Source organism: Prosthecobacter algae, assembly GCF_039542385.1.
Classification (GTDB): Bacteria; Verrucomicrobiota; Verrucomicrobiia; order Verrucomicrobiales; family Verrucomicrobiaceae; genus Prosthecobacter; species Prosthecobacter algae.
In genome coordinates this window covers 55785-69017 of record NZ_BAABIA010000002.1, presented here as the reverse complement: position 1 = coordinate 69017, position 13233 = coordinate 55785, and the positions used below count along the sequence as shown (strand labels likewise).

Annotated in this window: 10 protein-coding genes; 4 read left to right on the top strand and 6 right to left on the bottom strand. The window is 56.0% G+C overall.

All coding sequences use genetic code 11. The annotated features are described in order from the left end of the window. The first annotated feature begins 60 nt into the window (after nt 1-60). Together ABEB25_RS03825 and ABEB25_RS03820 are read left to right on the top strand one after the other, a co-directional pair. Nucleotides 61-423 carry a DUF6876 family protein gene (locus tag ABEB25_RS03825; RefSeq protein WP_345735057.1) on the top strand — a complete coding sequence of 121 codons (363 nt, stop codon included), beginning with the start codon at nt 61-63 and terminating at the stop codon, nt 421-423. A 520-nt stretch (nt 424-943) separates the two neighbouring features. Further along, complete coding sequence (locus tag ABEB25_RS03820; RefSeq protein WP_345735056.1) at nt 944-1207, top strand: hypothetical protein; 264 nt, start codon at nt 944-946, stop codon at nt 1205-1207. A gap of 82 nt (nt 1208-1289) precedes the next feature. On the opposite strand, the gene ABEB25_RS03815 is transcribed toward ABEB25_RS03820, so the two are convergent. From ABEB25_RS03815 to ABEB25_RS03805, 3 genes are read right to left on the bottom strand one after another with little or no spacing between them, the layout of a single operon-like run. After that, nucleotides 1290-3011, bottom strand: coding sequence for an ABC-three component system protein (locus ABEB25_RS03815; RefSeq protein WP_345735055.1), 1722 nt, complete (start codon nt 3009-3011; stop codon nt 1290-1292). Further along, complete coding sequence (locus ABEB25_RS03810; protein WP_345735054.1) at nt 3008-3259, bottom strand: ABC-three component system middle component 6; 252 nt, start codon at nt 3257-3259, stop codon at nt 3008-3010. Before ABEB25_RS03810 ends, ABEB25_RS03815 begins: the two co-directional genes overlap by 4 nt. After that, entirely contained in the window at nt 3256-4158 is a 903-nt protein-coding gene (locus ABEB25_RS03805) for an ABC-three component system protein (protein WP_345735053.1), read from the bottom strand. Before ABEB25_RS03805 ends, ABEB25_RS03810 begins: the two co-directional genes overlap by 4 nt. A 929-nt stretch (nt 4159-5087) precedes the next feature. Here ABEB25_RS03805 and ABEB25_RS03800 point away from each other — a divergent pair. Further along, nucleotides 5088-5987: an ArdC family protein gene (locus ABEB25_RS03800; protein ID WP_345735052.1), complete on the top strand. Its 900-nt coding sequence runs from the start codon at nt 5088-5090 to the stop codon at nt 5985-5987. A gap of 886 nt (nt 5988-6873) precedes the next feature. On the opposite strand, the gene ABEB25_RS03795 is transcribed toward ABEB25_RS03800, so the two are convergent. The 3 genes from ABEB25_RS03795 to ABEB25_RS03785 form a co-directional block, all read right to left on the bottom strand. Beyond that, the gene (locus ABEB25_RS03795; protein ID WP_345735051.1) at nt 6874-7911 is read right to left on the bottom strand and encodes a tyrosine-type recombinase/integrase; all 1038 of its coding nucleotides are present in this window, start codon (nt 7909-7911) and stop codon (nt 6874-6876) included. A gap of 197 nt (nt 7912-8108) precedes the next feature. Then, nucleotides 8109-9683 (bottom strand): putative maltokinase, encoded by a 1575-nt coding sequence (locus ABEB25_RS03790; protein WP_345735050.1) that lies wholly within the window; start codon nt 9681-9683, stop codon nt 8109-8111. A 79-nt stretch (nt 9684-9762) separates the two neighbouring features. Then, nucleotides 9763-11862: a sulfatase family protein gene (locus ABEB25_RS03785; protein ID WP_345735049.1), complete on the bottom strand. Its 2100-nt coding sequence runs from the start codon at nt 11860-11862 to the stop codon at nt 9763-9765. Nucleotides 11863-12061: 199 nt separating this feature from the next. On the opposite strand from ABEB25_RS03785, the gene ABEB25_RS03780 reads away from it, so the two are divergent. Next, nucleotides 12062-13231, top strand: coding sequence for a sialidase family protein (locus tag ABEB25_RS03780; RefSeq protein WP_345735048.1), 1170 nt, complete (start codon nt 12062-12064; stop codon nt 13229-13231). Nucleotides 13232-13233 lie beyond the last annotated feature (2 nt).

The following is a 13233-nucleotide window of genomic DNA, read 5'->3' as shown; positions in this document are numbered from 1 at the left end:
ACCCCAGCTCCTTGAACCGCTGTCCCGCAATGGGGCAATCAACAAAACAAGGAGCCATATATGACACAGAAAACACTCAGCAAAGCCGACCTTCGCCAATTCACCGGAACCGACCAGTGGTATCGCCATGGCCTCGCACGCAACGTGCTTTACACCGATGGTGTTCAGCACGTCGCCGAGGCAGGCGGTGCCTATTGGCTGCTTGATGAGATTGCTTTCGCTCAATCAATCCCAGCCGTCACCGCCGAAGAATTTCAGACGTGGCGTCTCAAGGTCAATTCTGACCACGCCGCCACGCTGGCTTGCGACGATGGCAATGGCCGAATCGTCTTCTCCAAGGAAATCGAGTTCACCGATTTCCCGCTGGATGAAATCTCCCTCTACTTCACGAACAGCGTGATGATGTTGCCGAGCGAGTATTAGCTCGGCATACCCCCTCTGGTATCCACCGGAGGGGGGCTACTTTTCTGAATCCCTGCATTTGGTGGGAAAAGCCTTTCCCTCGCGCCTACTGCGTGAGTCGCTACCCATTCTAACGGGAAGTGTCCCGTAACGCCCTCGGCTCCGCGCCAGCCTGCCGCAAGCAAGCCCACCGCTGGACGGGCCTGCGGCTTTACCTTTCCAGCGGCCAGCTTGCTTTCCCAATCCCCCGAAGTGGTTGCCCGGCAGCTTCTCTTTCCGCTGCGCTTCAAGCTCACTGCCCAGCACGTCATCGTTGAAAGCGACAATCGGCGTCTCCTGTGTCAACGCCTGCGCACGCGTGCCTGTTTATGGCATCGCTAAAGCCCCCGCCAGTCCGTTCAAGCGGACAATCGGCTCCCCCTGAAGGTCGCCCCCCAATTCTCCGCTGTGATCGGTTCACTCCGTCCCGCCTCATGGGGCCTTTCTGGCTAGGCCATCAGGCCGCGAAAGGCGCAGCCTCAACACTGAAAGGAGATAACCTATGGCGTTCATTCAACTCGAATACGGTGCGTGGTTCGACCAGTTCAAGCCCATCACCAAACCCGGCACAGACCACATTGCCTTCGACACGCATTCCGATTGGGAATTCCTCAAGACGCAGGCCCCCCATAAAATCTGGACGCTGGTTGATTGCCCTGATTCAGGCGATGCCGTTATCATCAACGGCTGCCGCTTTGTGAACCGACTCGAATACTACGTTACCGAGGTGGCGCACAATCCTGACGATGAATACAACGTGGAGTGAGGGAGGGAAACCCTTCCTTTTCGCCTATTGCGTGCGGTTAACCAAAAGTCAGCTTCCGATTCGACTGAACCTTACGAACTGACTAAAACCTAAACCCAAATAAGCCCCCATCCTCCTTAGCATCAGTCAGGACGACGGGAAGCATGTAGTCTTTCAAATCAAAGCCTTCGATCTTTTCTTTGAAAGCGTCATCCTCGTTCATTGTGACGATATACTGCACACCCAATTCCTTCGCAGTTTTGGCTCCAACTTGAAGGGCGCTAATGACCTGGCGGCCATCAACCCCGTCAAAAAGATGGCTATCGTGAACCAAAAAGCCAGGACCAATGCCACGCTTTGCACACAAGCGCATAAGCATCATGTCAAAACAGAAAATCTGCATGTTTTTGATGCCTTTGCTACGCGAGCCTTGCATTGGAAACTGAAACACAGGCCCATTTGAAGTTTCTTCTATAGTCATGCTTCCTGCCGATTCATAGAGCCCCTTTGAGGTTTCCTCAAAGGCGAGAATGGCCTCCGACAGACGATCTTTTTGCTCAGAAAAATCCCGGCGTAAACGCAATGTGAGCCTGTTACGTTCAATTTCCAACTCATTCTTGGAGCCTTCCAATTGCTCAGCAGACTCGAATCGCTGCCGCAGAGATTCCACCTCTGCTTCCAATCGCCCTGCTTCCCCCTGTAGCTGGACGAACTGCTCAAGTGCCCCATGACTTTGTAATATGTTCATCACCTCGGCGCGGCGTGCATCCAAAGAGGCTTTTGTGCGTTCACGCGAGGTGATGCGTGCTTGAACAGCTTCTAATTCACCAGTCAAGTAGTCACGACGATTGCGCACTACTGATTCATGGAAACTTTTGACCTCTTCGTAACGCTTGATCGCAACTCCAGGCAAAACAATCCCTGCCTCTGCATAAATACCCTCTAACTCTGTAAGCGATGGCGGAGTCTCGCTTTGTATAGCCTTCTGCAAATCGCCGACTGTAGCTTTGTCAATCGTGTTTGAATTCAGAAGCTCCTTGGTTTCCCGTGTAAGGCGGTTTACCTCAGCCTCTAGTTCGTCGTATTGTGGAAGAATACGAAAAGATGCAATTTGAGCTTTGAGGGCGCTCAAACGGGCCTCGGCGACTGTCAGTTCGGTCCTCAGGTCAGATGCTTTGCCGATGATGCTGCCAAAGGCACCCGTGCCCGCAGCAGTTTTAAGTTCCTTGAGAGTCTTTTCACGATCACGAACTTTCTGCCAGTCACTCGCGATTTTCCAGTCTAACCCAAGCAGAAACAACAATGCCACTTGATAGTCTCCGGCCTGCTGCATGGCCGCCTGTTTTTCGGGCGTCGTGAACGCACCGCTTAGCTGGCGACGAACAAAATATGCAAAGAGCGACCGAAATGTCGGCGCGCGCCCGGAATCTTCCTCAATCGTGTGCAAACCAAACATCTTCTCTCCAAGCACATCGACCCACTCGGAATTTGTGAGCCTCGTCTTTCCTCCGAGAAAACTTCCACCCCCAACTTCGATCTTCGATTTTTCTTTTCCTGACCTCGACACCTTGATGCGCTCTCCTCCAACGTCGAGTTCCATACCGAACGTTTGCTCGCTCAGCGCGGTTGATCGACAAAGGGAGTCCTTGCCCGCATCAGCCCCCGTTAGAAAATGGATGATTTCGACTAGACTTGTTTTCCCCGCACGGTTTCGAGTCTGTTTATCAGTCGCTCCATCTTCCTTCTGCGCGATCAGAACATTAAGTCCTGTTTTGAACTCAAGTCCTTTGAATGTCTCCAAACTGCTGAAAATGCGATGGATCATACTGGCACCTTCCTTTTCGTTAGGAGACCCTCTTGAACCTCGATTGCACCAATCATGAACAAGAGATCAAGTGCGAGAACGAATGCGTCGTAGCGCAACTGTGGCGCATCACTTCGCCCAGCAGAATTTCGGGGCAGCTCTTCCCACAGGGAGGAAATCGTCTTGGCCTGGGACAAATGTTGGAGGATTCTTGCGCCTACCGTGAGGATCGCTCGATCTTGAGAAAGGTGTTTGGTAGGAAGAATCATGGCGTCACACCCCTCGGTTCTTCGAAAATATCGCAACTGTCAAAGTAGTAAGCCAAAACGGCCAGCACTGCTAATTGATGCTTTGGCGTGCCGCGTTCTGCTCCGCCAGCCCATGATTCCAAGTCTGAGAAAATTTGGTCGGGTCCAGATTTGCCTCGTAGCTCCTGATATTTGTTTCGGAAGGCAACCGCAACTCTTTCCCCAAACGTCTCGTCATGCCACCTGTTGAAGAAGTCTGCCACCAAGGGAGCTTTTGCCATTCCTGCTTTCAACAGCGTGGCGACGCTTTCTGACAGAGCATTTGCCTCAATTTTCCTCATTGGCACATCTTTAACCTGCTGATTGGGCACAACCGGGTGATCAGCTACTCTTTCTAGCACAATCTGCAAATCGCCGAAGCCAAGTTCAAGTTTTGTCTGCTCGGACGGCACGGGGCCAAACCACGCTGCGAGATCATCTTCTGAGATTTTCCGAAAAATAAGACGAAACTCCTCCAATCCCCAAGGCTCTAGTTTTATACCGCTATTGTCTTTTTCCAGTTTCAAGATCAAAGCCTGAACGTGAGGAGGGAGGCCATCCACCGCGTTGTGGGCAAATACCCACTTGTCGAAGTCATGCCCCCAATGCACCATCGCTCCCGCGAAGTCCTCTGTAATCTTGTCGATTGCCTTGGCGGCCTCCATTTCATTTGGAGCGTAAACCTGAAAAAGTCGTCGTTCAGATTTCAAAAAGCCATCATTTTTACGGTCACCTTGATTGCCCCACGGACGGCAGGCCATGAAATCAGCCTTGTAAACAAGGCCCATTAGCTTCTCAAAGAATGTCTGAAACGCATCGCCCTTTGTGCTGCGGAAAGCATTTTCAAATCGCAGCTCGTAGTAGGCTTGCTTCAGATCCATTTTTCACGTTCCTGTAGGACTGTTTTGGGGGCGTTCTTTCGTTATATTGGGCTTTTTTCTGAATGTCCATCGTCAGCGCGAATTCCCTCGTGAACTACGCATCGTGCTCGCGGAGGCATTGTTTTTGTTGCGGGTTGTTCGAGGTTCCTTGAACATCCACACTTTAGCGATTCTTGCAAGTTGGGCGTCGGTCCTCGAGGAGATTTCATTTTTGAGGCAGGCACAGGTATCGTTTGTGATTTTTCTCCCATTCAATTCTTTGGTTTTTGAAGTGGGGAAAAGGCTTTCCCTCGCGCCTACTGCGTGGGGCGCTACCCATTCTAACGGGAGGTGTCCCGTAACGCCCTCGGCTCCGCACCACCTGCCGCGAGCAAGCCCACCTTTTGGCCGAAGCCTTGCGGCGTGACTGCGCCCGCTTTCCCTCCTTCGTCACTCGCGGCGCATTCGTCCAAAAGGCCAGCTTGCGCCCCATCCGCCATACGGGCAGCAAGGCGGCATTGGCCGCTGCGCTTCCCCAATCCCGCCATGCTGCGCAGGTGTTTTATCCTACCGCCTAGCACCGTTCCCATAAAGCCGCTCACTGTCGGCAACGAGCCGACCCGCGTCTTTCCGTGAACCATGCCAGTTCCTCCACCTTTGCGCACCGAGGCGGCATCCGCTTCGCTCCGGTTCCCTGCGACTACGCCGCTACAGCCTCCGTGCCAAACGACACCGCGCTAGTCAGCGCGTGAAGTGCGCCGCCCTCAGCATCGGGCGGCTTTGATGCCTCGCGGACGTTCGGGCCGTCAAGGGCATCCAAAGGCTGTCCCTAAAGGGCACCCTCCTTCGGAGACCTCCCTCTGACTGCCCGCCCGATCCTCCGGCAGTGGGCACGCATGTTTTGCGCGCGAGCGAGTGCTTTGCGCAAAACCGCAACAGGAGGAATCATCATGAAATCAGACATCTACGCACAGGTTACAGACCGCATCATCGACCAACTACAAGCCGGGGTTATTCCCTGGAAGTCGCCTTATTTTTCAAAGGTGGGTTTTCCCCGAAACTTTGCCACCGGCAGAGCCTATCAGGGGATTAACGTCTTTCTTTTGGGGAGTCTGCGTTGCACTTCCCCGTTTTTCCTGACCTTCATTCAGGCCAAGGAGCTTGGCGGACACGTCCGCAAAGGCGAGAAGGGTTCGCTTGTCGTCAAATACGGCACCTACAACAAGCAGGACGAGGGCAGCCACGCCGAGGACGGGGAGGGCGAGACACGCCGCTTCTTGAAGGCTTACACCGTGTTCCATGCGTCACAGATTGAAGGCATCGAGTTTCCCACGCCGGAGAACCTGCCAGAGCTTTCGCTTTCCGAAAAGACCGACCGTGCCCGCGCTATCGTGGCAGCTATGCCCAACGCGCCAGCCATCCGCGAAGGGGCAGCGGTTCCTTGCTATCGCCCCGCAACTGATAGCGTCCACATGCCGGAGGGGCGATTCTTCGAAGGCGAGGAGGCTTATTATTCCACGCTGTTTCATGAGCTGGCCCACAGCACCGGCCATGCTTCACGGCTTGCCCGCAAGACCTTGCTGGAGAATCGCGGCATCAGCGCCGACGGCGACACAGCCCGCAAGACCTACGCCGAGGAAGAGCTTGTGGCAGAAATGGCCGCTTCGTTCCTGAATGCCCATGCTGGCATCATTGAGGATGAACTCACCAACTCCGCCGGCTACCTGCAAAGCTGGATTCATGCCCTGCAAAGCAAGGACGCCAAAGGCTGGATTGTCCGCGCCGCATCGCAGGCGCAGAAGGCCGCCAACTACATCTTGAACCTTGAGCAGGAGCAAGCTCGCCCATGAATGCACTCGTCAGAATGACCGGCCCCCACAAGGGGGCCGCAACCGTGAACGGCAGGCAGCGCCCCGCGTGGCGTGTCGCCGTCATCTCGACCCAAGACCGCCAGCCGCGCACAACGGTTTATCATTGCCTCAGCTACCGCCGCGCCGTTTCGCTCTCTTGCCGTATGGCGCACGACCGAAAGCTGCACCTGCACATGGAAGCGCTGCCCCGATAGGGGCAGCGGATTTTTCCAGCAGACGCGCCGCTCGCTTGCTCGCTCTGCGAATACTTTTTGGATTTGCCCGCCCACGCCAACCCCAACGGGCCGCTGTCGCGGCCTATTCTTCGCAGGTCTGCGAAGTAACTGAATCGACGCTTTTCGCCCTTCCATGACACTTTCAGCAGGTTTAGACTGGAGACTGCATAACAAGGTGGAGGTGTCACTCCTATGTCTCAAAACACCAATCAAGACCCCAAGCTCAAAGCTGTCTGGAATCAAAAACTGATTCCTGTTGCCTTCAGGCAACCTGGACGCAAACCCGTTTTGCTGAGGCTTCCATTCGACAAGAGCAATCGCGAATGGCTGAAGGAGGGACATCGGAACCAGCCAAACTGGAATCCGCAGTGGAAGTGCTGGGAACTGCCCAAAGCATGGTTTGAAGACGTGGTGAAACGGTCGCTGGCTCGATATGGAAAAATCTATGTGATTCACCCTTTCCAAGTTCAGCAGAAATGCGCTCCCGCTTGTTGGGATGCCGTTGGACTTAATTGCGAGTGCTCTTGCATGGGAGCGAATCACGGTTCAGGCAATCCGCCGGGCAAGTGGTATGTGGTTTCGGAAACCTGCGCGGTGCATTGGAGTGAGCGCCAGTATTCCTGCCGATTGCTCACGTCCACCACGCCCGTTTAAGCTGGCTCAAACTTTACGGCATCACGCCACTGCGCGACATCTTCGGCCTTCTCGCGCTGGTAAACCTTGTGAATCAGTTCTGAAGCATGATTCACGAGCCGCATGGACACTTCACGCGGCACGCCTGCACGCCGCAGCCGGTTGACGTAGGTCACGCGCAGGCAGTGAAAGCAGAGATGCGGCATCTTCACCTTGGCGAAGAACTGCTGCCAGCGCCGTGAAGGCTGGAAGGGGAACTCCAGCGTGACTTTCTTTTTCAGGCGGCGCAGCTTCTCAAACAGAGGATGCAGCGCCGAGGGCATCGGAATCGAAAAGGCCCGATCCTCGCCGCCCTTGGGTGAGGGAAAGGTGATCTTGTTTTCCTCGAAGTCGATGCAGCTCAGGGGGATGCGGGTTTCTTGGAGACGGCAGCCCGTGTGCAGAGCGATGTCAAAAGCCGTCTGCATCCATTCGGGTTCCTCCTTCAGAGCCTCCCGAATCGTGCGGATTTCGTCATCCGTCAGCTCCGGTTTTTTTGCCGACTTGTCCCGCTTGAGCTTGAGGCTCGTGAGCGGGTTGGCGTCAGCGTGCCCCAGGCGCACCGCTTCGCCCATAATCATCGCGAAGATTTTCAGTTCCAGAATCGCGGTGTTCCGTCCGACCGTCTTTCCGGTCTTCTTTTTGTAGCCCGTCCGCCAGTCGAGATATTCAATGGCGTTCCGGTAGGTGATGGCACGGGGCGAATGCAGGTGCTTGTCTTGAAGCCAGAGCGCGACCCATTTCCAGATGCCCGTGTAGCGCACCAGCGTCTTTTCACTGTCACAGTGCCGCTCCAAGTATTTCGGCACCCAGCTATCCCAAGCCTCCCCGGTGACGGTGCTTCCCGACCGGGACAGTTCTTTGGCTTCCATTTCCGCCCGCAGTGTGCGAGCCTTGACCGTCTCGCCGGGATCATCGGTCCTCAATTCAGTGGACCGATTGCGGCGGACGCCCTCTGAATCAGTGTATTGAATGAACCAATATGGAGACTGTTTTTTGCGGTAGAGCGAAGCCATTTTTGCAGTGCAGTTTGTGCAGTAAACATACTGCACAAACCCCGTTTTTCCCAGTGAAATCGACCACTTTTCACCACTGAAAACCACCACACCCGAAACGTGGGTTCGATTCCCATCGCCCGCTCCACGTTGAGAACCAATGTGGATAGAGGTTTCAGCCTTACTTAGGCACAATTGATTTTGCCAACCTCGTCTTTTCACGGCTCCAAGGTTGATCGAAGGCGGGAGATGGCTCTCAAGGGGATGGAGACTAAATGAGGGCGGTAGCTTAGCTCATAACCGACTTCATAGAGGGCCTTGTCGAGAATGTGGAGGTCGAGAAGGAATTGGGCGTCTGTTGGGGACTGGGGAAGGAATTTTTGGCCCTGGGCTGTCTCGAAGTAAGCACAAAGATAGTTTTTGATCACCACATCCGCCCAGGCTTGGGCCCAGGGGGCGAGCGAATCTCGCTCTTCATCGTGGGCTTGGTCAAGTGCGGCGGAAGCCGCATACTCGAAGGAACGAACCATGCCTGCGACATCCCTCAGGGCGGGGCGTGGCAGACGACGCTGGTCAAGAGGCAGACGCGGTTCGCCTTCAAAGTCAATGATCACAAAATCTGTCCCGGTATTGAGGGTCTGGCCCAGATGGAAGTCGCCATGCACACGGATGAGGCTGCACTCGATGATCTTTTGGCTCAGCTTATCAAAAGCTTCCAGGAAAACCTGCCGGGTCTCCAAGACCTCACGAGCCATGGTCTGCGATGCCTCAGACAGGCGAGTGAGTTGACATTGCAGTTCGGCCAGCACGCGGGTGGCATTGGCCCGCATGGCTACGCAAAGGCTGCGGCTGTCTTGTGGCGTGAAGGGCTGGGGATGGAAGTTGGGATCGTCCGAGGTTGCAGCCAGGGCGATGTGCATGCGGGCGGTGAGGCGACCGAGCTGGGCGGCACGCGCAGGGTAGGAGGCACCAATAATTTCGTCCTGCCTGTCGGTATGATGGGAGGGAGGGGATTCGATGACTTGCGCAAAAAGCTGTCGCAAGGCCTCGAGTGTAAAGGTCCAGCCGTCGTTCTGATGCGGGGTGTAATGGGTCAGCATGGCCGCCACGCCAGTGTCAGCATCGAGAGGAAGATTCAGTGCACTGAGGAATGGGGGCACCTGAAAATGGTGCCGGGTGAGATGCTGGGTCATCTCCACCTCTGGATGAATGCCCACTTCAAATTTGCGGAAGAATTTCACCAGCCACCGATCCGCGTAGCTGATGGAGGTGTTGGACTGTTCCCCGCTCAGGATGCGTGCTTGCGAGGCTGCCTGATCTAGCTCCTCTTCGTCATGTCGAGGTGGCGATTCGAGGATGAGGCCGAAAGAGGAATTCAAAGGTTCCCTGCCGATGAGTGCCACGAAGAGGGCTCTTTGAAACTCTGAAGTTTGCAGGGCATCGCACAGCATCCCAGCATTCCCCCAATGGCCTAACACTTTGTTGGGAAACGCAGCATTGAAGGTTGCCGCCTCGGATCCGTGAAGCAAACAAAGGGGAAGCAGGTATTGCTCAGGCGGTCCGTCGGAGAAGGTTGTCTTAACCAGCAGGACATGGACATCGGTCCCGGGGAAGACCGTGTCCTGAATGATTTGCGTGGCCTGAAGAGAAAGCGATTTTCCACCGAACCAGCGGCACTGGGGGAGATAGCGTGGCAGGATGCGCTGCTCCAGATCCAGGATGAGCCCCGGCTCCCAGGTGACTGGAGCGGGCCTCTCAATAGGAGGCAGTGAGGAGGATGAAGTCTTTTGCAACAGTCGCGATATAACGCCAGAGGGGCCCAACGTAAAGGTCCTGCTGGCTGTGATGATTGGCTCCAGGTCTGTGTCTGGCTCAGGGCTTGGACTGGGGCTGAGTCTGGATCAGGCGAACATCCTTAAATCCAGCGCGGTCGCCGAAGACGAGGAAGTTGAGTGCTTTTTTCGGTTCTATCAGGAGGGTGTGCGTGCCGGTGATACGAGTGTCATTGACTTGGACGGTGACTTCACTGCCATGAAAGGTGATGCGCACAGGATACCAGATGCCGGTCTGGAGTTCGAGTGACTTGCGGGCCAGGGGCACGGTCTGCTCTTTTGACTGGCCAGGATCCGGGTTTTTGGTGAGGCCAATGTATGAGGGGCTGATCTCAATGCGGAAGCTGTGGTGTTCTTCGCCGGCCTCAATGCGCAGTGAATGGCGGTTGGCCCCCTGAAACTGAATGGAATAGTCGAGAACGCCCTCTGTGAAGGTGACTGGGACGCGCAAGGTAGCCCCTGCATCCTTGGGTCCTTTTTGAATACCCCAAACAGCCTTGTCCTCCGCTTTCCAAGTGCCCCTGGTGATGGCCCAGGGTTTGTCGGGGAGGCTGGCAAGAGGGGCCTCCAGCAACGGGCTGCCTGGGAGGGGGGGCAGTGTGGCGATTTTAGGCTGCCCTGTTTCATGAAGAGGTGGTAGCTCACGGCTGTAGCCGCCATTGCGATACTGATTCAGCAAGGCGGAGAGTTCCTGCACAACTTCGGGATGCTGAGCGCTTATGTCCTTGGTTTCTGCGGGGTCTTTTTCCAGATCGAAGAGCGTGGGGATGAACTCGTCCGAGCGGGTGCGTTTGATGCCCGCTGCAGGGATGCCCTCCACCCATTTCCAGGGGCCTTTGCGAATCGCATACACGCCATCTGAGCTGTGAACGATGAGATGGTTGCGAGCCGGAGCGGCTTGTTCTCCCAGCAGGGCAGGGAGGATGTTGTGGCTGTCTTCGGCTGCCTGCTGGGCAGCCGGGAGCTTCTCGCCAATGATGGCCGCCGTGGTGGCGAGGATGTCTGCCAGGCTGACCATTTCATCACACACGCTGTTGGCGGGGATCTTGCCGGGCCAGCGGGCGATGAAGGGCACCTTGAAGCCGCCCTGCCAGACGGTGTGCTTGCCTCCACGGAGAGCGCCATTCACCTTCAGGCCTGCCTTGAAGGCATCGGTTTGCGGCATGTCGCGTTCAGGTTTGAAGACGCCGCCATTGTCGCTGGTGAAAAGGATAAGCGTGTTTTCTGCGTGGCCGGTTTCATCCAAGGCTGCGAGCACGCCGCCGATGCTGCGGTCCAGCTCGTGAATCCAGTCACCATATGGGCCAGCCTTGCTCTTTCCCGCCAGATCTTTGTCCGGCGTGACGGGATTGTGGACGGCCACTGGAGTGTAGTAGAGAAAGAACGGACGGTCCTTTTTCTGTTGCCGGATCCAGTCCGCTGTCTTTCGGGTGAGCAGGGGCATCACGCGCTCATTGACGCGCCGTGGAGCATCCAGATCGAGGATTGTGGCCCGGCCAGATTCCGTGTCTTCGGGGGTGTAGGTGGTTTTGAAGTCGGGGCCGTCAGAGTCGGTCCCAGGCACCTTCATGCCGGCGGGGATTTTGCCTTGGCGGAGGCCATAGACAAAACGGTTTTCCACGTATATGCCAGTGAGGTCTCCATGGTTGGCAGGCACGCCAAAGTGGTAGTCAAAACCGATGTCCAGCGGCCCAGGCGAAAGCTCAGCCGTGTAGTCGGTACGCCACTGGGGGGAATCATCTGCCGTGCCGTAGCCTAGGTGCCATTTGCCGATGGCGGCAGTGCTGTATCCATGCTTTTTCAGCAGGGAGGCCATGTTCAGGCGAGTCGTTTCAATGTGGAGCGGGGAGAAGGTGCCGAGGACCCCGCTCTTTTCGCTGGTGCGCCAGCAGTAGCGGCCGGTGATCAGGGAATAGCGGGTGGGAGAGCAGACCGATGAGGTGGTGCTGGCATCAGTGAAGCGGCGGCCCTCGCGTGAGAGCCGGTCCAAATGCGGGGTGCGGACCAGCGCTGGATCCGCACCGTAGGCCCCGGTGCTGCCGTAGCCAAAGTCATCAGCGAGGATGACGACAATATTGGGCCGGTCCGCAGCGGCCAGATGAAGGCACAGGAGGCAGAGTAAAGAGAGAAGAAGCTTCATGATCGCTTGAGAAACGATGAAGGGAGAGATTCCTGGCGGCAAATTGTGAAGGATTTTGTGTTGGAGAGAAAACCCCACGTCGAGCTGTCGGGGGCAAGCGCCGTTAGACGCTCAGAAAAGCGATAGATGGGCAAGGTTCCTCAGTATCCTTACTTGCCGATGCACACTGATTGTGGTGTGGATCGCACTGCGCTGCCGTATGTTCCGACTTCCCTGCCTTTTTCTTCTTTTGCCCCTGATTTCTGCTGCCGAAATCCTGCCGCCCGGCTGGGATGCCAAAGCGGCTGCTGACAAGGTGATGGCGGGGCTGGTGAATACGACGGAGCCGCAGGTGAAGGGCGCGCATGATGCGGAGATGGCCATCGTGGGTGATCACGCCTACATCGTGGCAGAGGCCAATGATGTGCAGGGTGGAGAGAGTGCGGACTGGCCCTTTGTCTATGTCACCCTCGCCGTGGTGAATGTGAAGACGCTGCGGGTGGAGAAAAGCGTCTGTTTTGCGAGATCCGAGCAGAAATTCGACAATGTGACGCTGCCTGCCGGGGCCTGCTTTGTCCCGCGTATCCTGCAAAAAGATGCGAGCACGCTGCGCTGCTATTTTGCCAGCGAATCGCCCAAACAACGGCAGGCGCAGACGTGGTTTTTGGATTACGACCTGACGCAGGGCAGCTTCGAAAACACCCTGCACAAGGCGAAGATCAACACCGCAGCAGGCACCTTTGACATGCAGCCCCAGCACTTTCACCATGATGCTGTGGTGCAGGGCTTCACCAAACCGGCCGTGGATTTCGGTCTCTACCTTTTTGATTCATTCAAGGTTTTCGATGGCCAGACCTATGTGGCGCTGAACAACTATCCTGGGGGGCAAAATGCTCTGGCACGTGTCAATGCGTCTCTGGATGTCTTCGAGGTCGTGGGCCACTACAACGAACCGGGCAACCTCAAGCTGACGGAGTCTGCGGTGAACCGCCTGCCCGATGGGACCTGGATGGCCATCTGCCGCCAGGAAGGGGGCAACCGCAATTACACCTTCACCACCAGCCGTGATGGGCGCACGTGGTCGCCCAATGAGCACCGTGCGTTTGTGCCCAATGGCACGTCTTCCAAACCGACCTTCGACCGTCTCAAGGGCCTGTACTATCTAGGCTGGCAGGATGCAGCGCAGATCAACGGGGCGAGCCGATCCGTCTTCAATCTGGATGTCTCCAAAGATGGGGTAACCTGGGAGCGCAAATACCGTTTTGAAACGGAGAAGTCGTTCCAGTATCCTGTTTTTCGTGAGCATGAAGGCCGCATCTATCTCTCCGTGACCCAGGGGGACAAAGATGCCAGCCGCAAGGAGCGCATCATGTTCGGCATTCTGGAATAACC